We start from the raw sequence: 26,208 nt of genomic DNA, 5'->3' as shown, positions 1-26,208 counted from the left end.
GATAAAAGGTTTGGCTTGCAAACTACGCCAATAACAACAATCACTATTCAAGGCGATATCGATAAAGTGTTAAATCATATTTAAAGTGAAGCGATTAGATACGATCAGCACAAAAATAATCATTACTATCGAATTAAGAGACATTTATTTATAAAAAGGCCACAGTATTTAAAGATACTGTGGCCTTTTTTTGTTATTTACCGTGTGCTGTAATAATAATTAAGCCTGCTTCAATTGTTTATTTCGATAAAGAATAGCGACTATGGCAGGTAAACTAAAAATAATAAAACCAGAAATTAAGGCAATAGCCGCAGTCTGTTTATTGATACTTGATGGTACATCAAAAGATACAAAAATAGTGACAAGGCAGCTTATTAGTCCGAGTGTTGATGCGATGACCATACCGATTTTTCCACCTGGAACACGGAATGGACGATCAATATGGCGGTGTTTACGACGTGAAGCTAAGAAACTGATAAATATACAAATGTACATCACCATATAGAGTTGCGTCATCAAGATATTTAATAGCCACATACCTTGGTTAACATTTGGCACTAACACAAACACTAATGACAATAAGCTTACGATAGTTCCTTGTAATAACAATAATGGAACAGGGGCTTTATTGCGGTTTTCTTTTGATAAGCGAATTGGCATAAACTTATCTAGTGCTGCTACATGTAAACTTTTCGTTGGTGCGATGATCCAATTATTCAAACTTGCAAGACTACCAAAAACAATAGCCAGCGCAATTACAGGTAATAAAAATGGCAGATTCATATCTTCAAAGAAGGTTTTAAATGCCAATATAATACCTTCACTCAAACTTGAATTGTTATGTGAAACAACAGCTGCAATTGATAATGAACAAGCTGTAAGTGACAATAAAATTATGATAGTCGAAACTAATAAAGCTTTAGGGTACGCTTTTTGAGGATTTCTAACCTCATTTGCATAAGCAGTTGTAATTTCAATACCGGTTAATGATAAAACAACAGCAGTAAAACTTGCACCAATACCACTTTGTGAGAAGTCAGGGAGCCAATCTGAAACATGACGTAATGAAATATGCGATGCTTCTGGATTGGTGTAGGTCCAATAGCCACCTAATGCAATGATCAGTAGAATAGGGAAAATAAGCCCAATCATACCAAATACATTAGTAATTAATGACGATAGACGTAAGCCAAAGATATTAACTAAAGTAAGCGCCCAAAAGATGATATTAATCATTGCTAGCATGAAAATATTATTTTCAGCTAAATGAGGAAAAAAGGGATAAGTTCCGGTGGCTACGATAAATGAGATTAATGGCGGATAATAAACAATATTTTCTGCATATTGATACCATACAGTCACAAAACCAAAATTATGACCTAACGTTTCTTTACCCCAAAGATAAACACCACCCTGTTTAGGGTATGTTGTGCTCATTTCAGCACAGATTAATGCTGTTGGAACAAAGAAGCATAATCCCGCAAGCATGAAAAAAGAAATAGCATGGCTACCAAAGAGCGCGGCTCCTGGTAAATTACGAATACTATCTACTGAGGTTATGGTGATCATTATTATTGAGAAAACGCTCAACTTGGCAGCAGATTTTGCGATATTGCCCATTAAAGGCCCTCAGGTTAGGTCCGCAAATATGTTATAAAACAACAATTATGCGGGATTCAAAAATAAAAAGAGCGGTATTCTAAAGTTTATAACCTATGTGGGTATATAGGCAAAAATGGTATATTTATTATCAAAAATGGTAATAAGAATTCAGTATAGTGAATGATACCTACTTTTATTATATATTTGAGGTTAAATGAGAGGATTTATATTCTAAGTTGCAACATTCTTGAGAAGATTTAAGACGGACGTAATTTCTATAATGGAGTGAGCCATGAAAGGTTTATTATCGAAATGTTATCTATTTATTCCATTATTGCTCGGTATATCAGGCTGTAATGATCATCGTGACGAATTAGCGCTAGGTACAATTGAACGTGATCAAATTTCCCTTGTGGCGACGGCAAATGAAATTATTATGACGCAACCAATAAAGGAAGGTCATACTGTCAAAAAAGGTGAGGTAGTGGTAACACTGCAATCACAACAGCAGCAAACGAGGCTTATTAAAGCACAAGCTGAACAACAACAAGCACTGGCTTATTTGTTACGGTTAACGAACGGATCCCGTCCAGAAGATATTGCAACCGCACAAGCTAAAGTTGAACAATATCAAGCTAATTTTAGAGAAAAAAATACAGATAATAGACGGATCAAACAGCTTTTTGATAAAAAAATGGTATCCGTTGCAGATCGTGATAGCGCGTTAACTCAGCGAAATATTGCTCAAGCCGAATTACAAACAGCAATGAATGAGTTAAAAAAGCTATTAAACGGTGAACGTATTGAAGATATTAAACAAGCGCAAGCTGCGTTAAAAGTTGCTAATGCTGATGTGATGCTTCAAAAGCAAATATTACAAGACTATACGATAGTAGCAACGCGAAACGGTATTATTGAAAGCCTTCCTTATCATATTGGTGATCGTGTGATAGTAAATGCAACCGTTGCTACTATTACGACTCACACAGTACCTTATGCCCGTATTTATGTACCTGAACCTTATCGTGTAAATATAAAAGCGGGTAAAAAGTTAACAATTCATGTTGATGGTATTCAAAAACCTTATCAAGGCACAGTGAGGTGGATTGCAATAAAACCATCTTTTACTCCTTATTACACCCTTAATGGTAGCGATAAAGCCCGTTTAGTCTATTTAGCGAAAGTTGATTTTCCTGATAGCGGTAAAACGTTACCAGCTGGCGTTCCAGTTCAAGTGGAGATGTCACATGAATGATAATGCGATTATTGCAACTAATGTGACTCGTAAATTTGGTGATTTTGTCGCTGTTGATAACCTCAATTTAGTTGTACCTAAAGGGACTATTTATGGCTTTTTAGGCCCTAATGGGTGCGGTAAATCCACCACTTTAAGAATGCTCACTGGATTATTAACCCCAACGGCTGGTAGTGTTAATGTGCTTGGTCTTGATATTCCACGTCAAGCAGAACAATTACGTTTGCGCATTGGTTATATGACCCAAAAATTTTCTTTATACCAAGATCTGACTGTTCAAGAAAATCTTGAATTTATGGGGCAGATTTTTGGGCTATCTAAAACACAACGAAAACAACGTGTTCAGCAACAATTAATAACATATGGACTCGATCAGCGAGCTAAACGACGAGCCTCAGAATTAAGCGGGGGTCAACGACAACGGCTCTCTTTAGCAGCAGCGACAATACACCAACCTGATTTATTGCTACTTGATGAACCAACATCGGCAGTTGATCCTGAAAATCGACGTGAATTTTGGGAGCAATTGTTTGATCTTTCAGATCAAGGTACGACTATTTTAGTCACGACGCATTATATGGATGAAGCTGAACGTTGCCATGCATTAGCTATTATGGAAGCTGGTATCGTACGTGCTAATGGATCACCTCATGCATTGATGGATGCAATGGCTGTGACAGTTGTTGAAATAGAAGCGCAGCAATTACGACAGCTTAAAGTGCAAATTATACAACTTTCTCAAGTACGATCAGCGGCACAATTAGGAATACGTTTGCGAGTATTAGTAGCAAAAGAAATTAACGATCCGATTGGTTGGTTACAAGCAAAAATACCGATATTAACGCAAGCCGTTATGACTATAAGTCGCCCAAGTCTAGAAGATGTGTTTGTAACATGTACTGGAGGAAGTCGGCAATGATCTCGCGTCTATGGCGAAGTTTGTTACGGATCAATGCAATTGTTAGTAAAGAGTTACGCCAGTTAAGTCGGGATCGTATTACCTTTGGTATGATCGTGATGATCCCGCTAATTCAATTGTTATTGTTTGGTTATGCTATCAATACTAATGTTAGAAATGTTCCTACTGCGATAGTTGATCAAAGTCATTCAGCAACAGGGCGTATGCTGATTGAATCAATTAAAGCAACTCAAGTTGTTGATGTAATAGTAAGTTATGCTACGCCTCAGCAAGGGCAACAAGCTATTATGAATGGGAAAGTTAAAGCGGTATTAGTATTACCGCCTGATTTTCAACGTCGAATAGAAAAACAGCAAGTGCTAGGGCAATGGTTAGTTGATGGATCTGATGCATTGATCAGCTCTACGATTATGCAATTACAAAAAATGCCATTAACAGAAGTGATCCCTCAACGAAAAGTACAACCGAATAACTTTGAAGTAACGTTATATTTTAATCCTGAACGTCGTTCTGCAATTAATATTATTCCTGGGTTACTAGGGATCATTTTAACGATGACGATGATTCTATTTACTTCAGTGACGATAGTGAAAGAGCGTGAGCAAGGTAATTTAGAGTTACTTATCACTACGCCTATTCAACCGTTAGAATTAATGTTAGCTAAAATAATACCGTATATATTTATTGGCATTATTCAATCAATTATTATTCTAGGGCTAGGTTACGTTATTTTTGATGTACCCATTAATGGTTCATTAGTACAAATTTTTCTAGGAACATTGTTATTCATTCTAGCAAGTTTAACCTTAGGCTTAGTGATATCAACTAAAGCAACAACGCAACTGCAAGCAATGCAAATGACGATATTTATATTATTGCCGTCTATTTTACTGTCAGGATTTATGTTCCCCTATGAAGGAATGCCAGTTATTGCACAATGGATTGCAGAGGTATTACCGACAACACACTTTATTCGAATTATTCGTGGCATTGTGTTGCGAGGAGCTGATTTAGTTGATCTGTGGCGAGATACGTTATGGTTAGTTATATTTACCATCATTGGATTAATCATTGCATCTATTAGGTTTAAGAAAACGTTAGATTAGTGATTTTATTTATTGAACGAATACCAGTTATATTGCCAATAAACCCTCAATGACAATGAGTATAATCAAAGTCATTGAGGGGGACTAAATAAGATAAGTTACTTAACTTGGTTTTTAATAAACTTACCTAATTGTGAATGATGCATAATTTTAGACACAGGTAAAATGGTTGCGGGAGGTCCCCATGCAAAGACATTAACGGGAGTATGGGTGTGAGTACCTGTTCCCCAGACGATATTTTGTTGGGTTGCTTGGGCACGAGCAATCAAATTAGCGCGATCGTTATAAGGGTAGAAAGCATCAAAATCATGAATTGCAGCAATATCTGTTGCGGATAAATAGCTGTGATCATCTTTGTGATAAGGATTTACCTTTTCAGTCAATATTGCCTTAGCTTGTGCTTCTGTGATTGGAAACTCGCTATTACTATTAATAATAGAGGCTAGGTTTTGCGGTGTTTGTTGATCTTTGTTGAGCTTGTTTAATGTTGCTAGCATATTGGTATAACTCATTTTTTGTTTATAAAGATCATCGAGTACGGTAAAGGCACCAAAATTAAAGTTAGGGGCATAATCTTGATGCTTAAATGCTTCACCACTGCGTTTTTGTGGCTTTGGTAATTGATAACCAGAATAGCTGAAGCCGAATGAACCTGTTTCATGATCAGCAGTCACGATAATTAGCGTATCATCACGACCTTGAGCCCATTGGTAAACAGATTCAACCGCTTGATCAAACTTAATCATTTCATGCAGCATAGTACCTGCATCATTACTGTGTCCAGCCCAATCAATTTGACCACCTTCAACCATTAAGAAAAAGCCATCTTTGTCTTTTGATAGAATATCTAGCGCCTTATCCGTCATTTCCTTTAATGTCGGTTGTGTACGTTGAGGATCATTGACGGTGGCACTGTTTTGAATACCGTCATTCATTCCTGAAGTTGCAAACAAACCTAATAATTTCTCTGTTTTTGATTGCAGTAACATCTCTTTGTTAAAAGCTAAAGCGTAGCCTTGTTGCTGAGCTTCTAAGAGTAAATTACGGTTATCTTTACGTTTTGATTGTAAAGAAAGATCAGTAGCTGATAGCGAAGGTAACTGTTTTGATATTGCACCTGCAGCGTCTGCTGATTGTGGTAACCAATTACGTAATCCACCTGATAGCATCACATCAACATTTGCGGATAATAAGTCAGAGGCGATTTCGTTTTCAAGTGAGCGATGAGGCCGGTGGGCGGCAAATGCGGCAGGCGTTGCATGAGTGATACGAGTGTCTGAAACTAATCCCGTTGCTTTACCCATGCGCTTTGCTTTTTCTAATACTGTCTCAACACTATTACCATCAGCATCGATACCGATAACCTCGGATCCTGTCATAACCCCCGTTGCTAACATTGTGGCTGAACATGCAGAATCGACAACAATGGCATCATTAGGGTGGGTGAGTGACGCGCCGATAACACCTTGCTGAGCTAATTTATACAAAGCAGTCTTCTGACCGTTATAAATGGAATGCGGAGCAAGGTCGGCATAGTTTTCTAATAAACCCACCTGTTGAGGCCCCATACCATCACCAATCATTAGAATAATATTCTTAATTCCGGTTGCTTGTACTGGTGATACGAGTGCTGCTGAAATAACGATGGTAGTAAAAGATTTAATTAATGTAATCACGTTTAGCCCTTGTTATGCAGGTAATTTTCCGTAATTACAACAGGGGGGGATGACAAATATATGGCAGTTTTACTGTAGAAATAAGATGGTTTAAAGACAAATTTAATACAACAGGTTAGCGTAAGTGGAAAAGCGATATAAGAAACTTATACCGCTTTTGAGTGATTAAGCCATATCTACTAATGCTTTTGCTACTCGATAACTATCAATAAAAGAGGGAATAGGTAAGAACTCAAACGCGCTGTGGAAGTTATGTGCGCCAGTAAAAAAGTTAGGAGTAAATAATCCTTTTACAGAAAGTGCAGAGCCATCTGTTCCACCTCGCATAGCAATGGTTTTTGCTGGTATATTCGTATTTTCGAGAGCTTGATATAATCGAGTTAACGCTTCAGTGTCACTGCCCATCGCTTGTGAAATATTATTATAAACATCGGTTAATGTAATATTAATATCCGCTTTGGGGTGTTTATGTCGTAAAAAGGCAGTAAGTGTTGTTAGATAGGATTTTCGAGCATTATAATTTTCTTGGTCGAAATCACGTATCGCTACAGATACAGATGCAGTATTTTGGTTACCATTAATATCAGTTACCCAAAAATACCCTTCACGTTCTGCTGTTTGTTCTGGTTTACCCATATCATTAAGCATTGATATAAAATCAGCAGCAATTAAGTTAGGGTTAACCAATACATTTTTAGCACTCATTGGATGTGCAGTTATACCTGTAATTGATAGTTGTGCGCTGCCTGCATTAAAGGTTTCATAAATAACTTCACCACGTTCACAACAATCAATTGTGTAACAATGCTCAACTGGGAAGTTTTTTAAATCCAATGCTTTTGCACCACGTAAACCAATTTCTTCATCAGGAACAAAGGCTAAATAAATATCACCATGTGGTGTCTTTGTTGTTATTAATTGCTCAGCTAAAGTCATTAATACCGCGATAGCTGCTTTATCATCAGCGCCTAATACACTTGTACCATCAGAGAAGAAAATATCTTGATGATGATATTTAGCTAATTCTGGGTGGGTTTGTTCGCTGATATAAATTTGCTGGTCAGCATTTAAACAAAGAGGTTCTCCATTATAAGTGAGTAATTGAGGGGTAATATTTGGACTTAAACCGACATCAACAGTGTCTAAATGAGCGATAAAGCCCAATGTCTTTGTATTGGGTTTATTTCCTGGCAAATGGGCAATTAAAATACTGTTAGGGTGTAACGTTATATTGTTATAGCCCAAGTTTTTGAGTTCATCATGAAGTAACTGTGCCAGTTGATACTGCCCTGAAGATGAAGGTAATTCTTGGTTATTAGCATCAGATTGGCTACTTATTGCAACATAACGCTGAAAGCGGTCACATAAAATTTGTTCAATATTCATTATAAATCCTTTGTTATTAGTTTCCATAGGTGTAACCACTATTGAAACCTAGTGGAATATCTAATCCCCAGAAAAGATATAACATTGCCGTTAATGTAATTAATAAACCAATGGAATAGGGCACCATCATTGATACAAGAGTACCTATGCCTGATTGTGAACAGTAACGCTGCATGTAAGAAATAATAAGAGGATAAAAAGCATACATTGGTGTGCTTACGTTGATCGCACTATCTGAAATACGAAATGCTGCTTGAGTTAATTCAGGCGATAAGCCGACAGCCATTAACATTGGTACTAATACGGGAGCGAGTATTGCCCATTTAGATGATGCTGATGTAATAATTAAATTTAAACAGGCGGTGAGAATAATTATACCTAAAATTGTGATTTTTCCTGGCATGTTAATCGCTTTTAATGCCTCTGCACCAGATAAAGCAATAAGACTGCCAATATTCGATGTACTAAAACAATATAAGAATTGAGCACAGAAAAAGGCAAAAACAATAAATGAAATCAGTGATGCTGTAATGGTCTCCATTGATTTCGTCACGTCTTTGGTTGATGTGAATTTTTTGCTGATAAAACCGTAAACCAATCCAGGTAATGCGAAAAAGATAAGTAACATCGGTACTATTGTTTGCATTGCGGGAGCTTGTGGACTTGTTAGAGATCCATCAGATGCTCTAAATAAAGAGTTTTCAGGTAGCATTAATGTAACTAATAAAATAATTAGACCTAGTAGTGCGTAATTTGCAATTCGGAATGCTTTTAGTTCATTTATTGTTGGTTGTTCATTGGTATCATTAATTTGTTCGACATCAATAGGAATAGATTTACTTAAACGAGGCTCAACTATTTTGTCAGTGATATACCAACAACAACCAATTACTGCAAATGTTGAACTAAATGAATAGAAATAATTACACAGTACATTAACTGTGTATTCTGGATCTAAGACTCTTGCTCCAGTCTCTGTAAATCCGGCAAGAATTGGATCAATAATTGATGGTGTATAGGATGCTGTAAATCCTCCTGCAAGACCTGCAAATCCTGCAGCGATACCAGCCAAAGGGTGCTTACCCATTTTATAAAAAATATAAGCGGAAACAGGCATTAAGATTACATAGGCAGAATCAGAAGCAACGTGCGCTAAAATTCCAATAAAAATAACTGAAGGAGTAACAATTGAAAGAGGAACAACAGATAACAGTTTTTTTAATGCAGTAGATATATAGCCTGATCCTTCCGCGATACCAATCCCAAGTGTTGCAACAATCACAATCCCTAATGGAGGAAAACTAATGAAATTTTTGGTCATTGACGTAAATAAAGCCATTAATTCATTTGGTGTGAGTAAATTAATAACCTGGATCGGTTCTTTCGTTAAAGGGTGAATGTAATCAAAAGTGAACCATGATAAAACCATAGAGAGTGCAATACAAAAGAGTGTTGCACAAAAAAAGAGCATCGTTATATCTGGAATTTTATTTCCTACATTTTCTATACTATCAAGCCAGTTACGTTTTTGTGGTGGTACTTTGTGAATACTGGTAGTCATACAAACATCCTTATTTATATTAAGTAAGCAATATATTATGTGTATGAAATGTAATTGACTAAATATTAAATAGTTCTGTAGTCACATTTTTACGCTTCTATTTTCAAGTAAGAGAACATTAATAAAACATAATATTAACAAGTTATTGGTGCTTATATTTAGTTGAGATATATTGAGCTTGTTTATTTTTTTTGTGCTGATGAGGTATATTTATATTCCACTACCATCTAGAGTTATTGCTACGCTATTGTTAGACTGCGTTCATTGTTTAGATAGGTAAGGCCATTCTATGTTCACTCGTTCGCCACAGTTATTATTAAAGCGAAGCTATGTTACTGCGTTATCGTTAACAGCTATTGTTGTATTGTCTGGCTGTAACCAAGCGCCAAAGTTACAAAAAATCTCTGGTTTTGCTGAAGGTACTACTTACCATGTGACATATTGGTCAAAACAGGATGTACCTGTTGCTAAAGTGACAGAGCAATTTAATAAAAAGCTAGCAGCGATTGATAAAGAGTATTCTACCTATCGGAATGACTCATATATTTCTGAGTTTAACCACAGTACATCAACGCAATGGCAGCCTGCTTCTAAAGATTTCATTTATATGTTGTCGTTAGCGAAGAAACTAAATAAAGATAGCCATGGTTGTTATGATCCGACAATTCAACCATTGTATAAATTGTGGGGTTTTCAAGGAGAGACGCTTAATGTGCCTACAGCTCAGCAAATTGCTGCAATTAAAAAAGATATTGGCATTGATAAGATTGAAATCGACCCTGTAAACTTACGGATCAGAAAAACTATTCCTCAGGTTCAAGTGGATTTATCCTCAATGGGCGAAGGGTATGCGATTAGTCAGTTAAGTAAAATTTTAGAAGCTGATGGCGTTAATAATTATTTAGTTGAGTTTGGCGGCGATATGAAAATTAAAGGCCGTAAACTGGAAGGGCAAAAGTGGCGAGTTGCGATTGAGCAGCCAATAGCATTAAAAGATGGTATTCGTCCTTATACTATCGTTAATATTAATGCAGAAGATGGTGTTTCATTAAATACGTCAGGCACCTATCATCATAATTTTAAAGATGGTGAAAAAGATTACTCTCATATTTTAGATACTAGAATCGGTGCACCTGTTACACATAATTTAGTATCAGCATCAGTATTTGGTCATGATCCTGTTGTTGGTGATGCATGGGCAACTTCGATGTTATGTTTAGGTCCTGTTGAAGGTAAAGTGGTTGCGAATGAACAGGATTTACCTGTGTACTTTATTCAAAGTGAAGGTAAAACGTTTAAGAGCTCTGAGAGTGATTCACTGAAAAATTATAAGCGTATTACGTTAAGCTAAACTTATTTTAAATACATATCTGAAATTGATGAGCCACTCTGATGAGTGGCTTTTTTATTTGTTTTATATGGCTACAGATATTTTTATTAATGCTTAAATGTCGTTTTATCATTGCCGCTGGTGGCATTGATATCGCCAGCAGGATTGAGCAGGTGAGGAACGATTTTAGGTAAATTTAATTCAATGTCTTTATCTGTAACTGGATTAATTGCGGCGTTATACCAGCCAAGTAAACCGAGAACAGCATAACCAATCGCATCATCGCTTTCACGGTGTTCAAGAATGATTTGTAGAAAGCGTAAAATAGCTTTGTCGTTTGATTTAGCTTGGATTAATGTTTCATCAAAAACCGCAGTTGCTTCAGTCAGTAAGCCTTCAAATTCGGTATCAATTGATACTTTAAACGAACCACCATCAACAGTAATTTTCATTGTTATATCGTCAATTATTATAATTGATATAAATATTACCTAATTATGAATAGGTTGTCGCTATCCTACGGTATTGATTAACATTGTTATGATCCAGATACAAAAAAGCCTACTAAAAAGTAGGCTTGGTTGTATCTAAAAGATGGTGCTCGCTACTGGACTCGAACCAGTGACACCTTGCATGTCATGCAAGTACTCTAACCAACTGAGCTAAGCGAGCAAATTGTACTATTATAAATCGCTATTAAGCCATTTATTTTAAAATGGTGCTCGCTACTGGACTCGAACCAGTGACACCTTGCATGTCATGCAAGTACTCTAACCAACTGAGCTAAGCGAGCAAATTGTACTATTATAAATCGCTATTAAGCCATTTATTCTAAAATGGTGCTCGCTACTGGACTCGAACCAGTGACACCTTGCATGTCATGCAAGTACTCTAACCAACTGAGCTAAGCGAGCAAATTGTACTGTTATAAATCGCTATTAAGCCATTTATTTTAAAATGGTGCTCGCTACTGGACTCGAACCAGTGACACCTTGCATGTCATGCAAGTACTCTAACCAACTGAGCTAAGCGAGCAAATTGTACTGCTATAAATCGCTATTAAGCCATTTATTTTAAAATTGGTGCTCGCTACTGGACTCGAACCAGTGACACCTTGCATGTCATGCAAGTACTCTAACCAACTGAGCTAAGCGAGCAAATTCAGCGTAATTACTATTGAGTCGTAATCAGTGAATGACAAGCATAGTAGCGAGTCACTTTCATCTAGGCAAGTGTTTAAATAGACTTTTTTAGTGAATTCAGTGCGTTTGCTTGCACAATAGCCAGTTTGGTTGATTTTGGTGATGGTTAAATAGACGAATGTGATATTGCGCATGTTATTTTCGATAGATGCCACCAGCAAAATACTGGTGGCGATATAAAATAGTTATTGAAGCAGTTCGTGATTTTCTGGTAATAGACGAATAATCCACAATACCAGTTTATGCTTCATATTAACGCCATCTTCTTTATCGACAGCCAATGGTGTTATCTGTTTACATTGTACTAATAAGCGATAAATACATTCCACGCGATCGGTTGAACCGACACCGCGATCTAAATCATTAAATCCTTGTTTTTTTGCAAAGGCGAAACCTAGTTCTAAGGCTTTTTTTAATAGTTTTGCTTCATTTTTATGCTTTTTCATTTTTATCTCCCTGACCTCTACAATGTAGTGTAGTTTACCTATTCTCAAAATGAACGCATAGTAGCAAAAATGATAATTGAGGTTGGTAGCAACTTATTGATGTCCAACTTGAAATTGACAACGTTTAAATAATCGTTGCCAATAACGGACATGCTCAATAGTGGCTTGTTGAAATTGACGTTGAAGTTCACCTTGAAAATAATAGCGAGCATATAATGTCATTATTGCTGGTGGTTGAGCGTGGTGTTGAATCAATGTTGTATAGAGACTATCTAAATACGGTTGTAATTGTTGATATTGAGACTGTAGCTTACTCAGGTAGGGTTGAATATCACGTACGTAATATTTATAAAAAATATTACGTAAATATTGCGCCTGTTGTTGATTGATATTTTTACCGCAAATAATATTGTTCTCATGTTGAGTAAGTTGAATGGTGATCGTATTCAACATCGCTGTGATCTGCGCCATCGAATAAAAAAGTTGTCCGAGATATTGTGTGGTATGAATTTGCTGTTGGTGATAAAGCAGTTGTTCAATATAGTTAGGAGTGAGTGTTGTTAATGCTTGCGATATAGTCTGTGCGGTCATTGTGGTTGTTAATGTATCTAAATAATTAACTGCAGCAACAGTCTCGATATAGCCGCTAAATTGTTGTAACTCTAATAATTGATGACCTAGTATAAATTGCTGACGCCATTCTTTACCTGTAAACACCATATTCCATATCATTAGCGGTAATTGTTGTTGTTTTTGCTGATAAATGTCATTGAGCTGAGATTGTAATTCACTGGTGCTATTAATTACCGCTAAACAGTGATTGAGTTGTTTTAAAAATAAAAGTTCATAACGTAGCCGTCGAGTTTGATCTTGTACTTTGCCTAATACTGAATTACGCTCAGCAATTAATTGAAATAAACCACATCGGCGTAACTCATAAGCGTCTAATAACCCCATTCGAAGATCTGCAAGCGGTTGTTTAAGTGATCGAGTGTCAGGGTAGGAAGGTAAAGTCAGTGCTGGTACCGCTATGGGGGTGATATCTAATACGTTAGTAAGTCGCTGTTGATAAGTATTAAATAATGTCTCGGTGGTGTTGTCTTTGCAACTCGGCAGCAGTAGCAGACAAAGCAACACAAATAATAATGATTTCATCGTACTCTAACGTTGAGGGTGATTATTTAAGGATATGCAACCTTACGAGTTTAGACAAAAAAAAAGCGATCCAAAGATCGCTTTTTTCAATAGGCATTAATGATTGTTAGCGTAATGACATTTCAATTTGGCGCTGATCATCGAGTTTATGTACCCAATGCATACGCGCTCCAAGCATGATTGCGGCAGATGTTAAGCCAATAATAAAGCCAATCCAGAAACCCTCAGGTCCCATAGGTTTAACAATCCAATCAGTCATACCTAAAATATAGCCAATCGGTAATCCTAGTAACCAATAAGCGATAAAGGTACAAAAGAATATTGCACGCATATCTTTATAGCCACGTAGCGCACCAGCGGCTACAACTTGTACCGCATCACTACATTGGTAAATAGCCGCTAATAACAGTAATTGGCCTGCAAACACAATAACTTCTGGGTTATCTGTATAAAGTAAGGCAATTTGCTCACGGAAAATTACGGTTAAAATCGCAGTACAAAAGGCTAATGATGTACCTACAAATAGTCCACAATGACTCGCAATTTTAGCGCCAATAATATCTTCTTGCCCCATCTTATGGCCAACACGAATACTTACTGCCGCTGCGATACTCATTGGTAACATATACACTAACGATGAGAAATTCATCGCAATTTGGTGTGATGCGACTTTCATTGGCCCAAGAGGTGAGATCAGTAAGGCAATAACTGCAAACAGAGAGACCTCAAAAAATAATGATGCAGCAACAGGAAAGCCTAACTTAAATAAGCGGCTAATTGCAGCAAATTTTGGTCGATAAAGAACGCTAAAGACATGCAGACTGTTAAGACGCTTATTGATTAATACAAACGCAAGCATGGCAAAAAACATGAACCAATACACGATAGCGGTTGCAATACCACAGCCAACACCACCCAGTGCAGGCATGCCAAATTTACCGTAAACAAAAATCCAGTTGAGCGGAATGTTAAGTAAAAGTCCTAAAAAGCCAATCACCATACCAGGAATGGTAAACGATAAACCTTCAGAGAAACTTTTTAGGGTTTGGAAAAATAAAAATGCAGGTACAGCGAATAATACTGCATGTAAATAGCCAACGGTCTTTTCAGCAAGTACTGGCTCGACATCCATGTAATGGATTAAAATTCCCGCATTGTACAGAATCAACATAGTAGGAATGGAAATCAATACTGCGAGAATAAAAGCTGTTTGAATCTCAAACGGTATTTTATCCTTTTTACCTGAGCCGCTAAGTTGAGCAACGATAGGAACAATCGCCATAAGTAAACCTACCCCGAATAAAATCGAGGGTAGCCAAATACTTGCTGCTACAGCAACCGCCGCCATATCTGTTGCGCTTACACCACCCGCCATTACGGTATCAACAAAGCCCATTGATGTTTGAGCAACTGAAGCAATTAAAACGGGTATAGCAAGTTTGAGTAATTGTGCTGTTTCTTTTCTGTAGTTTTGCACTCAGCATAGCTCCAAAAATGAGGAAAGAAGGAGGGGAGGGAATTAATAGCTATTAGTCACTATATAATGCACCCTAAAGGAGGCTGGATTATATAAATAAAACTAATAAAGCCAAGTAATATTTAACATTTTATGTATATAAAAACAAACAGCCTCAATAGTGGATAATCAAGGCCGTTAGCTTAAGTTTACAGTAAGGGATCTAAGTTAGACGGTAAAGAAATGATGACCAAAGAATCCCATTGCAATAAAGGTACTTGCCGCACTAAAAATACATAACATTGGTGTTTTTATACTTGGGTAACGTTCAAGTAATAAAGCTAATCCAAGGAAGGTTGGATAAAGACCAAATGCATAACGTGGCATTGCATTAAGGCTGGACGAAAGTGGCAGTATCAAGCAAATAAACATAAATAGTGCTTCGGCATAATGTTTACGAATAACTAAATAAATATTAAGTGCAAATGAAAGTAGCGCCATAATGGTGAGATATAATTTAGGGCCGCCTGTTTCAAACCCAAAGAGTAACCAATGGAATGGATTGGTAAGTTGACGTCCCCATGCTATTTGAATATGACCAAACGCCAGCGCATCACCGACATGAAAATACATATAAGTCATAAAGCAAAAAAAGCCAAATGGAATTACCCAAATCGCGGCTAAGACTTTTAATGCGGGTGTTTTAAATCGTAAAAAATGTTGAATGCCATAGTGTTGAATAGCAATAACCAGTACAGGAAAAACTAAAAAAACACCTAAGTTACGAGTGATTGCTGCAAGTAATCCTAAAATAGCGACCCAAACCCATTGCTGGCGATAACTAAATAAGAATACACCAGCGACTAATGCGATAAATAAGGGTTCAGTATAACCCGCCGATGAATATACAGTATAGGGTGAAAAACAGACTATCCATACCATCACTGAGCGTGTTGCGGCACTAATTTTTAGTTGCTTTAGTACCATTAATAGCATTGGAATACTAAATAAGAACGCAAGGTTAGATGCAAATGCTAATCCAAAGCGATAGTTATTTATTGGGTTTTCAAAGGCAGTTAAATGCGAAAATATCCAACCTAAAAATGGTTGTAAGGGCATAAACGCCCAATTGGCAGCATTTTTTTGACCAAGCCACTGTGGAACAAGATCATAACCATTATCAATAATGCGATAAAACCATACGCAGTCAAAACGACAAACGGTTTGTAGTAAAGGTTGCTCTGCATAATGGCCCGTCATGAACATACTTACGCCCCAGAGACCAAGTGCATAGATCACAATACGACTAACAATGACTGCACAGATCAGATTTAACCAATCTTTACGAGTAAGACGAATGTCTGTAAGCGATAGGGGATTCATTTAAAGACCCAAAATTTCGATAAAATAAAAGTAATGATTGGTACACATAAGGTTGAAATGGTTACTGCTATCCACCCTTTAACATGCGCTGTTTGTAATAATGTCACCAAAATAAGGTTATTAATTAAAAAACCAAATAGTGATACTGCAAAGAACTTAAAAAACGAACCTTTTTGGGCAAAAGTAAAATGACGATGACCAAAATACGATACTAAAAAAGCAACACCAAATCCTAGAATATTGGCTATATATTCTGATGGGTGTGCCATTTGAAAAAAGTATAATCGTACGATCGACAAGTGAACCGCTGTGGCGAGTAACCCAACAATAGCGAAACGGTTAAGCTGCCAAAAATGTTTTAGCAAAGACTCATTCATAACGGTTGCTATACTTGTCTAAGGTTATTTTAGTGTGGTGCTGGTTGTCTGATTGTTGCTGGTTGTTTTTATAGTTACCATACACATCTTCAACTAAATAAATTGGTCGATGTTTTAGTTCGGTATAAATACGGCTGACATAACCACCAATTACGCCAAGAGATATAAGCTGAATACCACCTAAAAAAAGTACCACTGAAATAGTAGAAGCATAGCCAGGAGTATGGACACCAAAACATAATGCACTTATAACGATATACATTAAAAAGATGAAAGATAAAAAAGAGATACCAAAACCAACAAAGCCCCATACTCGTAATGGCCATGCTGTAAAACTAGTAATGCCGTCCATTGCGAAGTTCCACAGCTTCCAATAATTGAACTTTGTATCACCGACAAGACGTTCAGGACGTTGAAAATTAACGCCAGTAGCACGTAATGATGACCATGCTAGTAAACCTTTCATAAAGCGATTACGTTCAGGTAATTGTTTAACCGTTTCAATTACACAGCGATTAATTAATCTAAAATCGCCTGCATTTTCAGGTAATGTTGTTTCAGCTGATAAGAAATTAAAGAAACGATAAAATCCGCCTGCGGTTAATCGTTTGGTGTAAGTATCTTGAGAACGGTCTACACGTACGCCATAAATGGTGTCATAGTCGCCAGTAAGCCATAATTTCACAAACTCAAGGATCACTTCTGGTGGATCTTGTAAATCAACATCCATAATAACTGCGGCGTCACCTTGAACATAATCTAAACCCGCTGTCATTGCTGCCTCTTTGCCAAAGTTACGGGCAAAGTTTATTAATGAGATGCTTGAATCTTGCTCTATCATATTTTCAATAACATGCTTGGTATTATCTTTACTGCCGTCATTGATAAATACGATATCGATATGTGAACGAATACTACTCAATTTATCATTAATAGCATCTAAGAAGGGCTCAATAGCAACTTCTTCATTGTAAACAGGCACAAGAAGCGATAAACGATAATCAAGCGGGTTTGGTTGATGATTCATTTTATATTCCCGATTTTTTGATTTAAAGGGTTAGTATTATATGGCAAAGGTAAAGTATCGGTATGCATTGATGCTAAGCTAATCGAAGTCACTTGTAGCGGTGTTGGCGTTGTTAATATAAATGTTTGCAATTGTAGCGCTGTCGGCAAAAATTGTTGTGGGGGTAATTGAGCAACTAATGAATTTCCCTGCGCTTGCAATATGCCTTGATGGTGATTAAAGGTAAATGTAAGCGGTTTTATTGGCAGTGATGTTTTCGCTACGGTAAATTTAATTTCGATATCGGTTGTCGGCATCGCCGCGAGGGTAAAATAGAAGCCACCTTGTTGCGCCAATTCTCGTGTCTTATTATTCGTATCAAAGTGCCAGCCCATGCGGGACAAATTAGGTATATTGTCCGTAACATTTAGAGTGCTGGGTATTGTTAATTCAAGGTTAGGCTGTGTGGGTTGCCAATATAACGTCTTATTTTTAATATAATAAGCTTTATATGCCAGACTAACATTCGGTGTTACTGCTTTGTAAAGTACCCAAATATAGTACCCAGATAATACGACTAATAAGCTAATAAGTGCTATTCGCAAAGTAGATTGCTTATGTTGTTGCTGTAGAGGCCGTGTAACGGTCGATGAGACGTTAGCAGTCATTAGATTACCTTTAATGCGTATTATATTTATTAGTTAAGTGTAGAGAATAGAAAAAGTTAGATAAAATAGGCTAACTTTTATTGTTATACAAGTAATACGCTGATCATATTGTAAAGTGTCACCTCAATGTCAAAAAGTAAATTTTGACAAAAATACTGAATAATTTGTTATTTTATTTAATGTAAGTATTGTTAAATTGAATGATATTGGATAGGTCGAAAGATTAATAATAGAACAATGAAATTCAATAAGTATAAGGAATGATATGTTTACTGGCATTATACAAGGTGTAGCACGAGTTATTAGTATTGATAAAAAACATAATTTTCAAACACATACCATTAAGTTGCCGAGTGAACTAATGCAAGGGTTAACATTAGGTGCATCTGTAGCCCATAATGGTTGTTGCCTAACAGTAACTCATATTGAACAGCAATTAGTTTCTTTTGATTTAATGCAGGAAACGTTGAATGTGACTAATTTAGGGCTGCTTAAAGAAGGTGATTATGTCAATGTTGAACGAGCAGCTAAATTTGGTGATGAAATTGGTGGTCATGCAATGTCTGGACATATTATGGCAACAGCGACTGTATCAGCAGTGAATATCTCTGAAAATAATCATCAAGTATGGTTTTCTATGCCGTCCCATTTGATGAAATATATTTTTGCTAAAGGATATATTGGTATTGATGGCATTAGTTTAACGATAGGTAAGGTTAAAGATAATTGTTTTAATGTGAATTTAATTCCTGAAACGTTACAACGAACAAACCTTCAAAACCGTATCATAAATGATGTAATTAATATTGAAATTGATCCACAAACACAAGCGATTGTTGATACTGTTGAGCGAGTAGTCGCTGCTAAACAATAGGATTAAAATATCTGTTCGTCATCGGCATCAACAAATAGATTAATTGTCTTGTGTAGCTCATCAACCTCCATCGTTAAATGAATTGGATTACAGCAAATAGAACAGTCATCATAGAACTCCTGACTACCAGCACTCGCATCGAGAGGGATTTTTATGATATGGCCACAATGTGGGCAGTTAACGTTTTGATTTGAATATTTGTGCATAACAGATCCTTAATACAGACATTAACGGTATTGTTTGATTCATTGTGCGATATATCATTATTGAGCCTAGTTGTTCGTTATCTATTTTGCGAATACGAGAGAGAAAAACACCAACACTGCGTGGCAATAGTGTTGGTGTTACACGAATAAAATATACATTTGTTGTTTCTATTCCAGCATTAACTTAGTAATAATATGTTGTGCTTGACCCATATATTCACCGCCAAACAGATTGCAATGGTTGAGTATGTGATAAAGATTATAAAGATCTTTACGGTCTTGATAGCCTTCATCTAATGGATAGACCGATTGATAGCCTTTATAGAAACTAGCGGGAAAGCCACCAAATAATTCTGTCATCGCAATATCACATTCACGATCGCCCCAATATGTGGCGGGATCAAAAATAATGGGTCCTGATACCGTTAATGCAGTATTACCATGCCATAAGTCACCATGGAGTAGTGCGGGTTTAGGTTGATGATTACTTAAACGTCGTGCAACATTGGCTGTTATCGTGTCAATATCACCAAAGTGGAGCCCTTTTTCTTCACAAAGTTGTAATTGCCATTCGATACGCTGTTCTGCAAAAAACTTATCCCAACGACGACGCCATTTATTAGGTTGAGGTGTTAAACCTATATAGTTATCGAAATCAAACCCGTATTCAACTTGTTCCCCCCATAAATGAAGTTGTGCCAATTGTTGACCAAGTTTATAGCCAGCATCGTCATCAATAGCTTTAGTTGGAAGATAATTTAAAATTAGGAAGGATTTATCACGGCAAGTACCAAGATGAAAGTGTTGAGGAACTTGAACACAATCTGCTTCATTGAGGATACGTAAACTTTCAGCTTCTGTTTCAAAAACAGTGAGTTGCTCTTTATCATTTAGCTTAATAAAAAAACGTTCGTCGCCATCGCCAACACAATAACATTGGTTAACATCACCGCCTTGAATAGCCTCACGCTCATTTATTTTGAACGGTCGACCAAGTACTTCTGATAATTGGTGAGAAATAGCCTGCCACATAGCATCCTCCACGCATTAAATTGGACTAGATAAAACTTGTCTATCAACATCTTAGACCATTTCATATAGATATATCTGTGAAGTCGCGGCTATTTTAATGAATAACTAAAGAAATAAAGGCTAACAAATTGAAAATAAATGATATTTTATTTTTAACATTAAAGGATAAAGCTTATTTATCTTACTTAAATATTTCGTTTGTTTTGTTATTGTCCGTTTACTTTTAAATATTTATGGTTACTCTATGGCGAAAATTTATTCGGTATTCAAGGACATCATAATGACATCGACCATAATCCCAACGGAAATGACATTTTTTTCACGTTTTGAAAACGATATTCTGTCAGGAAAAAAAACAATAACTATTCGTGATGAGGCTGAGAGTCATTATGTACCAGGCACGACTGTTGATGTATCAACGTATGAAGAGGGACGTTGGTTTTGCCGTTTAAATATATTAACTGTTGAGCCGATTGCATTTAATGATCTTAATAATTTTCACGCACAGCAAGAAAATATGACGTTAGCTGAATTAAAAGCAGTTATTCACGATATTTATCCGGGTATCGAAGAGTTATATGTAGTTAATTACGCCTTAGTTAAATAGAAACCAGAAAAAAGTAGGGGGATCCTTTGCAATATCTTGTTACCGTTTGTATAGTGTCCCTCCTGTTTTTACCTTAGCATGTAGCTCTGTATTGCGGCATCAAAGTAAAAACACTTTTATTCATAGAAAGCTTCTCTAAAAGCTTTATTAACTCAACATGTGCTACTTGGTGTGTGGCACCACTGTTTAAGGATATTTAAATGCCTGTTATTACTCTTCCTGACGGTAGTCAACGTCAATTCGACGACGCTGTATCAACTATGGATGTTGCACTTTCAATCGGTCCTGGTCTTGCGAAAGCAACCATTGCAGGGCGTGTTGATGGTGTTCGTGTTGATGCTTGTGACCTTATTGAAAATGATGCAAGCCTAGAAATCATCACAGTAAAAGATGATGTTGATGGTCTTGAAATCGTTCGTCACTCATGTGCACACTTGCTAGGTCATGCAATTAAACAATTGTACCCTGAAGCAAAAATGGCGATTGGTCCTACAATTGACAACGGTTTTTACTACGATATCGATCTAGAGCAATCTTTAACGCAAGAAGATCTTGATGTTATTGAAAAGCGCATGCTTGAACTAGCAAAAACTAAGTATCAAGTTGTGAAGAAAAACGTAAGCTGGCAAGAAGCGCGTGATGCGTTTGATGCGCGTGGCGAAACGTACAAAATTGAAATCCTAGATGAAAACGTTGCTCGTGATGATCGTCCAGGTCTATACCATCATGAAGAATACATTGATATGTGTCGTGGTCCTCACGTACCACACATGGGTTTCTGCCAAAACTTCAAGCTATTAAGCGTTGCTGGTGCATACTGGCGTGGTAATAGCGATAACAAGATGCTACAACGTATCTACGGTACTGCATTCCACGATAAGAAAGCTTTAAAAGCACATCTAACACGTTTAGAAGAAGCTGCAAAGCGTGACCACCGTAAGATTGGTAAGCAACTTGATCTGTTCCACATGCAGCAAGAAGCACCTGGTATGGTATTCTGGCATCACAATGGTTGGACTATCTTCCGTGAGCTAGAAGTATTTGTTCGTGAAAAACTGAATGAATATGATTACCAAGAAGTAAAAGGTCCATTAATGATGGACCGTGTACTTTGGGAGCGTTCTGGTCACTGGGATAAGTATGCTGAGGCAATGTTCACAACAAGTTCTGAGAACCGTGAATATGCTATTAAGCCAATGAACTGTCCTGGTCACGTACAGATCTTTAACCAAGGTCTTAAGTCATACCGTGATTTACCATTACGTATGGCAGAGTTTGGTTCTTGTCACCGTAATGAGCCTTCAGGTTCACTTCATGGTATTATGCGTGTTCGTGGTTTCACCCAAGATGATGCGCATATTTTTTGTACAGAAGCACAAGTACAACAAGAAGTTACATCTTGCATCGAAATGGTGTATGATACGTACAAGACATTTGGTTTTGATAACATTGTTGTTAAATTATCTACTCGTCCTGAAAAACGTGTAGGTTCTGATGCAATGTGGGACAAGGCTGAAGCCGATTTAGTTACCGCGCTTGAATCAATGGAAATTCCATTTGACATTCAAGAAGGTGAAGGTGCATTCTACGGTCCTAAGATCGAGTTTACACTTCACGATTGCCTTGATCGCGCATGGCAGTGTGGTACTGTTCAGCTTGACTTCGCATTACCTGAGCGTTTAGGCGCTACATATGTAGGTGAAGATAACGAACGCCACACACCGGTTATGATTCACCGTGCAATTCTTGGTTCATTAGAGCGTTTCATCGGTATTCTTATCGAAGATTATGCAGGCTTCTTCCCAACATGGTTGGCGCCTCAACAAGCTGTAGTGATGAATATTACTGACTCTCAAGCAGAATATGTGCAAGAAATTGTAGAAAAATTGAAAAAAAGTGGAATTAGAGTCAATGCGGACTTGAGAAATGAGAAGATTGGCTTTAAAATCCGCGAACATACTTTGAAGCGAGTGCCTTTCATGCTCGTTTGCGGTGACAAAGAAGTCGAAGCAGGCGTAGTAGCAGTTCGTACTCGCAAGGGTAAAGATTTGGGTAAATTTAAGATTGATGAACTGATTGCATTTATGCAAGAAGAGATCAGCAATCGTAAGCTCAATGTTGTGGAGGAATAAGGTATTAAAGGCGGAAAAAGAACCCAGGCACCAGTTAAGCAAAACGCGCATCGTCTGAATGATGAAATTCGTGGCGTACGTGAAGTTCGTCTAACTGGCCTTGACGGCGAATCAGTCGGTGTTGTTTCTATTGAAGAAGCAATTAATGTTGCTCTTGATGCTGGTGTGGATCTAGTTGAAATTAGCCCTAATGCCGAGCCACCAGTCTGTCGTGTGATGGACTATGGTAAGTACTTGTTCGAAAAGAGCAAGGCTGCTAAAGAGCAAAAGAAGAATCAAAAACAAATCCAGATCAAGGAAGTTAAATTCCGACCTGGTACAGACGAAGGCGATTATCAGGTAAAACTACGCAACCTGACTCGCTTTTTAGAAGAGGGCAATAAGGGTAAAGTCACACTACGTTTCCGTGGTCGTGAAATGGCCCACCAAGGTATTGGTATTGAACTTCTTAATCGTATTAAGGCTGAACTTGAAGAGATTGCTATCTGTGAAAGTTTCCCTAATCGAGTAGAAGGTCGTCAAATGACCATGATGCTTGCCCCAAAGAAGAAGTAATAACGGCATTCAAGTAGCTAAAAAGTGCTGCTATAAGTAGCACTTTTTGTTCGCCCTATTACTATGATTATTAACTATCAACAATGCGGAGTTATCATCTCATGCCAAAGATGAAAACAAATCGTGGCGCTGCTAAGCGCTTCAAAAAAACAGCTGGTGGCTTTAAGTTTAAGCACGCTACTAAACGTCACATCCTGACTAAACGTACTACTAAGAACAAACGTCAGCTTCGTCCAAATGCAATCCTTCCTAAGTGTGAAGTGGCTGCAGTTGCTCGTATGCTTCCGTTCGCTTAATCGTTTTTAGTTTTATATTTTTTTTAATTTTAGTTAGGAGTCTCCTATGCCTCGCGTAAAACGTGGTGTACAAGCGCGTGCACGTCACAAGAAAGTTCTTAAACAAGCTAAAGGTTACTACGGTGCACGTTCACGTGTTTACCGCGTAGCTTTCCAAGCTGTTACTAAAGCTGGTCAATATGCTTACCGTGACCGTCGTCAGAAGAAACGTACTTTCCGTCAACTTTGGATTGCTCGTATCAACGCTGCTGCACGTCAAAATGGTATGTCTTACAGCCGTCTAATCAACGGTCTTAAGAAAGCGTCTATCGAAATCGATCGTAAGATCCTTTCTGATATCGCTGTATTTGACAAAGCTACTTTCACTGTTCTTGTGGAAAAGGCGAAAGCTGCACTGTAATTTCAGTCTAGTTTTAAGTTGAAAAGGAGAGCCTCGGCTCTCCTTTTTTCGTTTGGGGTATTATTTTTTCTTTTTCTTTTTCTTTTTCTTTTTCTTTTTCTATAGCTGCTTTAGCATCCAAATATCACAACCACTATGCAGAGTGCCCATTAATGGCATTTCTAGGTGAGTAAAACCCAATCCCTCATATAAATTTATTGCTGATTGCATGCTTGAGAGTGTATCGAGATAACATTCCTTAAAATCTTTTGTTTTTGCATATTCTAAACATTGAAGTGAGAGCTTTTTCCCTAAACCTAACTGACGACCACTAGGTAATAAAAATAGTTTTTTTAGTTCGCAGATTGTTTTGCTGTTATTGAAGGGAGCGATGCCACATCCGCCTATAAGCTGACCATCGACTAAAGCAACCAAGTATAAGCTGTTAGTACCATCATGATAAAAGTGACTCATATTTAATACTTCAGTATCCGATGGCCCGAAACCTTCACCTACAGCACCAAATTCTGCGCCAACTTGTTTAATTATATTGCATAGTTCTTTATCAAAATCTGAAGTTATCGCCATTACATTAATGTTCATGGTTTATTGTCTCTGTAATTAAATTACTTATATGTGTTTTTAATTTATTCAATAAACGCCACTTTAATTAAGAACGAGGGTTATATTGAAGTTCTCTTCGTATCGATCTTACAAGTCGAGTAGGTGCGGTATTCCGGTCGTGTAGAAATAAAGAGTATAAAAAAGCCAGTAAGTTATCGATAAACGAAACTGACTGGCTTTAAAAAAACAAGTTGATTAATATTTATGCGCGTGCATAACGTTGATTACGCTTTTTGTTTGCAGTAGCTAATGTTTTAAGTAAAAACGCTAAGAAGCCAACGAATAACGCATTGAAACCAGTAAAGAAGACTAGATGAATGAAATTAAAACCATCTTCAGGTGCAATCGGCATTGCTGATGCTAGGCCATAATTACCAAGCAGCAATAGAGCAGTACAAAGAATTGCCGCGATAGTTGAAATTTTAGATAGAGCTGCAAGATCTTGAGTATTCATTATAGGGTCCTAACATTGATTTTGATCATAATTTACACTGAAAAGAGTAATTTTAAAACAAAATTGATAAGAAATATTTAAAATGTAGGTGATTTTCATCGCATAACAGAGCAGGTTATTATTTATTAAATAATAACCTGCTCTGTTATGCGTCAAAAATAGGAAAATGATCTTAAATATGAGCTGAGGACGATGTTTAATGTTGAGCTAAATACGTTTTCATTTGTTTTTGAGAGTGTTTTAGTCCTACTAATAAATAAGCAAGAAAACCAACAAAAATGAAATTAAACCCAACATAGTAAATTACATGAATGTAATCGACATGAGTTTGATTACTTAAGGTATCTTTCATTTCAATTGGCATACTTGAGAACATGCCATAATTACCGAGTATGACTAATCCTAAACAGAGTAGAGACGCAAAAAGACTCATTTTGATTAAAGCTGAAAAATCTGGAGTGTCCATAATGATTATTCCAAAATAAAGATTGCTGAAATTTACTTTTTTTGCATTATTTAAT

27 protein-coding genes and 5 tRNA genes are annotated in these 26,208 nt (G+C 37.0%); 10 read left to right on the top strand and 22 right to left on the bottom strand.

The window, feature by feature from the left end; all coding sequences use genetic code 11:
* Positions 1 to 219: 219 nt before the first annotated feature.
* Entirely contained in the window at positions 220 to 1,620 is a 1,401-nt protein-coding gene (locus tag OC457_RS08440; protein ID WP_080173267.1) for an APC family permease, read from the bottom strand.
* A 274-nt stretch (positions 1,621 to 1,894) separates the two neighbouring features.
* Between OC457_RS08440 and OC457_RS08435 the strand changes: the two genes are divergently transcribed.
* The 3 genes from OC457_RS08435 to OC457_RS08425 are packed head-to-tail and all read left to right on the top strand — an operon-like array spanning position 1,895 to position 4,882.
* Complete coding sequence (locus tag OC457_RS08435; protein ID WP_080173268.1) at positions 1,895 to 2,857, top strand: HlyD family secretion protein; 963 nt, start codon at positions 1,895 to 1,897, stop codon at positions 2,855 to 2,857.
* Entirely contained in the window at positions 2,850 to 3,776 is a 927-nt protein-coding gene (locus tag OC457_RS08430; protein WP_080173269.1) for an ABC transporter ATP-binding protein, read from the top strand. The genes OC457_RS08435 and OC457_RS08430 overlap by 8 nt, the downstream gene beginning before the upstream one ends.
* The gene (locus OC457_RS08425) at positions 3,773 to 4,882 is read left to right on the top strand and encodes an ABC transporter permease (RefSeq protein ID WP_080173270.1); all 1,110 of its coding nucleotides are present in this window, start codon (positions 3,773 to 3,775) and stop codon (positions 4,880 to 4,882) included. Before OC457_RS08430 ends, OC457_RS08425 begins: the two co-directional genes overlap by 4 nt.
* A 98-nt stretch (positions 4,883 to 4,980) precedes the next feature.
* On the opposite strand, the gene OC457_RS08420 is transcribed toward OC457_RS08425, so the two are convergent.
* The 3 genes from OC457_RS08420 to OC457_RS08410 form a co-directional block, all read right to left on the bottom strand.
* The gene (locus tag OC457_RS08420) at positions 4,981 to 6,558 is read right to left on the bottom strand and encodes an alkaline phosphatase (protein ID WP_370737955.1); all 1,578 of its coding nucleotides are present in this window, start codon (positions 6,556 to 6,558) and stop codon (positions 4,981 to 4,983) included.
* A gap of 165 nt (positions 6,559 to 6,723) precedes the next feature.
* Complete coding sequence (gene pepT / locus OC457_RS08415; protein WP_080173271.1) at positions 6,724 to 7,944, bottom strand: peptidase T; 1,221 nt, start codon at positions 7,942 to 7,944, stop codon at positions 6,724 to 6,726.
* A gap of 16 nt (positions 7,945 to 7,960) precedes the next feature.
* Positions 7,961 to 9,505, bottom strand: coding sequence for an AbgT family transporter (locus OC457_RS08410; RefSeq protein ID WP_080173272.1), 1,545 nt, complete (start codon positions 9,503 to 9,505; stop codon positions 7,961 to 7,963).
* A gap of 289 nt (positions 9,506 to 9,794) precedes the next feature.
* On the opposite strand from OC457_RS08410, the gene OC457_RS08405 reads away from it, so the two are divergent.
* Complete coding sequence (locus OC457_RS08405) at positions 9,795 to 10,856, top strand: FAD:protein FMN transferase (protein WP_080173273.1); 1,062 nt, start codon at positions 9,795 to 9,797, stop codon at positions 10,854 to 10,856.
* An 86-nt stretch (positions 10,857 to 10,942) separates the two neighbouring features.
* On the opposite strand, the gene OC457_RS08400 is transcribed toward OC457_RS08405, so the two are convergent.
* The 13 genes from OC457_RS08400 to OC457_RS08340 all read right to left on the bottom strand — a co-directional run bounded on the left by OC457_RS08400 (position 10,943) and on the right by OC457_RS08340 (position 18,528).
* The gene (locus OC457_RS08400; protein ID WP_080173274.1) at positions 10,943 to 11,287 is read right to left on the bottom strand and encodes a hypothetical protein; all 345 of its coding nucleotides are present in this window, start codon (positions 11,285 to 11,287) and stop codon (positions 10,943 to 10,945) included.
* A gap of 143 nt (positions 11,288 to 11,430) precedes the next feature.
* Positions 11,431 to 11,507 (bottom strand) — tRNA-Val (locus OC457_RS08395).
* A gap of 44 nt (positions 11,508 to 11,551) precedes the next feature.
* A tRNA-Val gene (locus tag OC457_RS08390) sits at positions 11,552 to 11,628 on the bottom strand.
* Positions 11,629 to 11,672: 44 nt separating this feature from the next.
* Positions 11,673 to 11,749, bottom strand: a tRNA-Val gene (locus tag OC457_RS08385).
* A 44-nt stretch (positions 11,750 to 11,793) separates the two neighbouring features.
* Positions 11,794 to 11,870: transfer RNA gene (locus tag OC457_RS08380), tRNA-Val, on the bottom strand.
* Between the two features lie 45 nt (positions 11,871 to 11,915).
* Positions 11,916 to 11,992 (bottom strand) — tRNA-Val (locus tag OC457_RS08375).
* Between the two features lie 230 nt (positions 11,993 to 12,222).
* A complete protein-coding gene (locus OC457_RS08370) occupies positions 12,223 to 12,483 on the bottom strand; it encodes a DUF5062 family protein (protein ID WP_036795114.1) in 261 nt (86 codons plus the stop codon).
* A gap of 93 nt (positions 12,484 to 12,576) precedes the next feature.
* Complete coding sequence (locus tag OC457_RS08365; protein WP_080173275.1) at positions 12,577 to 13,638, bottom strand: DUF3080 domain-containing protein; 1,062 nt, start codon at positions 13,636 to 13,638, stop codon at positions 12,577 to 12,579.
* 106 nt (positions 13,639 to 13,744) lie between these two features.
* A complete protein-coding gene (locus OC457_RS08360) occupies positions 13,745 to 15,115 on the bottom strand; it encodes an MATE family efflux transporter (RefSeq protein WP_080173276.1) in 1,371 nt (456 codons plus the stop codon).
* A gap of 207 nt (positions 15,116 to 15,322) precedes the next feature.
* Positions 15,323 to 16,477: a hypothetical protein gene (locus tag OC457_RS08355; RefSeq protein ID WP_080173277.1), complete on the bottom strand. Its 1,155-nt coding sequence runs from the start codon at positions 16,475 to 16,477 to the stop codon at positions 15,323 to 15,325.
* Positions 16,474 to 16,854, bottom strand: coding sequence for a GtrA family protein (locus tag OC457_RS08350; RefSeq protein ID WP_080173278.1), 381 nt, complete (start codon positions 16,852 to 16,854; stop codon positions 16,474 to 16,476). The genes OC457_RS08355 and OC457_RS08350 overlap by 4 nt, the downstream gene beginning before the upstream one ends.
* The gene (locus OC457_RS08345) at positions 16,847 to 17,881 is read right to left on the bottom strand and encodes a glycosyltransferase family 2 protein (RefSeq protein ID WP_080173279.1); all 1,035 of its coding nucleotides are present in this window, start codon (positions 17,879 to 17,881) and stop codon (positions 16,847 to 16,849) included. Before OC457_RS08345 ends, OC457_RS08350 begins: the two co-directional genes overlap by 8 nt.
* Positions 17,878 to 18,528: a hypothetical protein gene (locus OC457_RS08340; RefSeq protein WP_080173280.1), complete on the bottom strand. Its 651-nt coding sequence runs from the start codon at positions 18,526 to 18,528 to the stop codon at positions 17,878 to 17,880. The genes OC457_RS08345 and OC457_RS08340 overlap by 4 nt, the downstream gene beginning before the upstream one ends.
* 265 nt (positions 18,529 to 18,793) lie before the next feature.
* Here OC457_RS08340 and OC457_RS08335 point away from each other — a divergent pair, with 265 nt between their 5' ends.
* Positions 18,794 to 19,402 carry a riboflavin synthase subunit alpha gene (locus OC457_RS08335; RefSeq protein ID WP_080173281.1) on the top strand — a complete coding sequence of 203 codons (609 nt, stop codon included), beginning with the start codon at positions 18,794 to 18,796 and terminating at the stop codon, positions 19,400 to 19,402.
* Between the two features lie 2 nt (positions 19,403 to 19,404).
* On the opposite strand, the gene OC457_RS08330 is transcribed toward OC457_RS08335, so the two are convergent.
* Complete coding sequence (locus OC457_RS08330; protein ID WP_080173282.1) at positions 19,405 to 19,608, bottom strand: CPXCG motif-containing cysteine-rich protein; 204 nt, start codon at positions 19,606 to 19,608, stop codon at positions 19,405 to 19,407.
* A gap of 168 nt (positions 19,609 to 19,776) precedes the next feature.
* Entirely contained in the window at positions 19,777 to 20,640 is an 864-nt protein-coding gene (locus OC457_RS08325) for a fructosamine kinase family protein (protein ID WP_080173283.1), read from the bottom strand.
* Between the two features lie 280 nt (positions 20,641 to 20,920).
* Here OC457_RS08325 and yqfB point away from each other — a divergent pair, with 280 nt between their 5' ends.
* From yqfB to rplT, 5 genes are all read left to right on the top strand, one after another.
* Entirely contained in the window at positions 20,921 to 21,247 is a 327-nt protein-coding gene (yqfB, locus tag OC457_RS08320) for a N(4)-acetylcytidine aminohydrolase (RefSeq protein ID WP_080173284.1), read from the top strand.
* Between the two features lie 200 nt (positions 21,248 to 21,447).
* Positions 21,448 to 23,379 carry a threonine--tRNA ligase gene (gene thrS / locus OC457_RS08315; RefSeq protein ID WP_080173285.1) on the top strand — a complete coding sequence of 644 codons (1,932 nt, stop codon included), beginning with the start codon at positions 21,448 to 21,450 and terminating at the stop codon, positions 23,377 to 23,379.
* Between the two features lie 3 nt (positions 23,380 to 23,382).
* Complete coding sequence (gene infC / locus OC457_RS08310) at positions 23,383 to 23,934, top strand: translation initiation factor IF-3 (protein ID WP_080173286.1); 552 nt, start codon at positions 23,383 to 23,385, stop codon at positions 23,932 to 23,934.
* Between the two features lie 101 nt (positions 23,935 to 24,035).
* Complete coding sequence (rpmI, locus tag OC457_RS08305) at positions 24,036 to 24,230, top strand: 50S ribosomal protein L35 (protein WP_005367387.1); 195 nt, start codon at positions 24,036 to 24,038, stop codon at positions 24,228 to 24,230.
* A 46-nt stretch (positions 24,231 to 24,276) separates the two neighbouring features.
* Positions 24,277 to 24,630, top strand: coding sequence for a 50S ribosomal protein L20 (gene rplT, locus OC457_RS08300; protein WP_036795101.1), 354 nt, complete (start codon positions 24,277 to 24,279; stop codon positions 24,628 to 24,630).
* A gap of 99 nt (positions 24,631 to 24,729) precedes the next feature.
* Here rplT and OC457_RS08295 read toward each other — a convergent pair whose 3' ends face one another.
* The 3 genes from OC457_RS08295 to OC457_RS08285 all read right to left on the bottom strand — a co-directional run bounded on the left by OC457_RS08295 (position 24,730) and on the right by OC457_RS08285 (position 26,153).
* Entirely contained in the window at positions 24,730 to 25,212 is a 483-nt protein-coding gene (locus tag OC457_RS08295; protein WP_080173287.1) for a GNAT family N-acetyltransferase, read from the bottom strand.
* Between the two features lie 223 nt (positions 25,213 to 25,435).
* Positions 25,436 to 25,687, bottom strand: a complete 252-nt coding sequence (locus tag OC457_RS08290) for a phenylalanyl-tRNA synthetase subunit alpha (protein ID WP_080173288.1) — start codon at positions 25,685 to 25,687, stop codon at positions 25,436 to 25,438.
* A gap of 196 nt (positions 25,688 to 25,883) precedes the next feature.
* Positions 25,884 to 26,153: a hypothetical protein gene (locus OC457_RS08285; protein ID WP_080173289.1), complete on the bottom strand. Its 270-nt coding sequence runs from the start codon at positions 26,151 to 26,153 to the stop codon at positions 25,884 to 25,886.
* Positions 26,154 to 26,208: the final 55 nt, after the last annotated feature.

Source organism: Photobacterium toruni (genome assembly GCF_024529955.1).
Lineage (GTDB): Bacteria > Pseudomonadota > Gammaproteobacteria > Enterobacterales > Vibrionaceae > Photobacterium > Photobacterium toruni.
This window is presented reverse-complemented; position numbering and strand designations above follow the sequence as displayed.

Bases quoted from the DNA above. Each gene is read 5' to 3' on its own strand.
- OC457_RS08425 (WP_080173270.1), top strand. From the start codon at position 3,773: ATGATCTCGCGTCTATGGCGAAGTTTGTTACGGATCAATGCAATTGTT.
- thrS (WP_080173285.1), top strand. From the start codon at position 21,448: ATGCCTGTTATTACTCTTCCTGACGGTAGTCAACGTCAATTCGACGAC.
- OC457_RS08285 (WP_080173289.1), bottom strand. From the start codon at position 26,153: ATGGACACTCCAGATTTTTCAGCTTTAATCAAAATGAGTCTTTTTGCG.
- OC457_RS08340 (WP_080173280.1), bottom strand. From the start codon at position 18,528: ATGACTGCTAACGTCTCATCGACCGTTACACGGCCTCTACAGCAACAA.
- yqfB (WP_080173284.1), top strand. From the start codon at position 20,921: ATGACATCGACCATAATCCCAACGGAAATGACATTTTTTTCACGTTTT.
- OC457_RS08370 (WP_036795114.1), bottom strand. From the start codon at position 12,483: ATGAAAAAGCATAAAAATGAAGCAAAACTATTAAAAAAAGCCTTAGAA.
- OC457_RS08295 (WP_080173287.1), bottom strand. From the start codon at position 25,212: ATGAACATTAATGTAATGGCGATAACTTCAGATTTTGATAAAGAACTA.
- OC457_RS08325 (WP_080173283.1), bottom strand. From the start codon at position 20,640: ATGTGGCAGGCTATTTCTCACCAATTATCAGAAGTACTTGGTCGACCG.
- rplT (WP_036795101.1), top strand. From the start codon at position 24,277: ATGCCTCGCGTAAAACGTGGTGTACAAGCGCGTGCACGTCACAAGAAA.
- rpmI (WP_005367387.1), top strand. From the start codon at position 24,036: ATGCCAAAGATGAAAACAAATCGTGGCGCTGCTAAGCGCTTCAAAAAA.
- OC457_RS08405 (WP_080173273.1), top strand. From the start codon at position 9,795: ATGTTCACTCGTTCGCCACAGTTATTATTAAAGCGAAGCTATGTTACT.
- OC457_RS08430 (WP_080173269.1), top strand. From the start codon at position 2,850: ATGAATGATAATGCGATTATTGCAACTAATGTGACTCGTAAATTTGGT.
- OC457_RS08330 (WP_080173282.1), bottom strand. From the start codon at position 19,608: ATGCACAAATATTCAAATCAAAACGTTAACTGCCCACATTGTGGCCAT.
- OC457_RS08350 (WP_080173278.1), bottom strand. From the start codon at position 16,854: ATGAATGAGTCTTTGCTAAAACATTTTTGGCAGCTTAACCGTTTCGCT.
- OC457_RS08290 (WP_080173288.1), bottom strand. From the start codon at position 25,687: ATGAATACTCAAGATCTTGCAGCTCTATCTAAAATTTCAACTATCGCG.
- OC457_RS08435 (WP_080173268.1), top strand. From the start codon at position 1,895: ATGAAAGGTTTATTATCGAAATGTTATCTATTTATTCCATTATTGCTC.
- OC457_RS08410 (WP_080173272.1), bottom strand. From the start codon at position 9,505: ATGACTACCAGTATTCACAAAGTACCACCACAAAAACGTAACTGGCTT.
- OC457_RS08365 (WP_080173275.1), bottom strand. From the start codon at position 13,638: ATGAAATCATTATTATTTGTGTTGCTTTGTCTGCTACTGCTGCCGAGT.
- OC457_RS08335 (WP_080173281.1), top strand. From the start codon at position 18,794: ATGTTTACTGGCATTATACAAGGTGTAGCACGAGTTATTAGTATTGAT.
- OC457_RS08345 (WP_080173279.1), bottom strand. From the start codon at position 17,881: ATGAATCATCAACCAAACCCGCTTGATTATCGTTTATCGCTTCTTGTG.
- OC457_RS08440 (WP_080173267.1), bottom strand. From the start codon at position 1,620: ATGGGCAATATCGCAAAATCTGCTGCCAAGTTGAGCGTTTTCTCAATA.
- OC457_RS08400 (WP_080173274.1), bottom strand. From the start codon at position 11,287: ATGAAAATTACTGTTGATGGTGGTTCGTTTAAAGTATCAATTGATACC.
- pepT (WP_080173271.1), bottom strand. From the start codon at position 7,944: ATGAATATTGAACAAATTTTATGTGACCGCTTTCAGCGTTATGTTGCA.
- OC457_RS08355 (WP_080173277.1), bottom strand. From the start codon at position 16,477: ATGAATCCCCTATCGCTTACAGACATTCGTCTTACTCGTAAAGATTGG.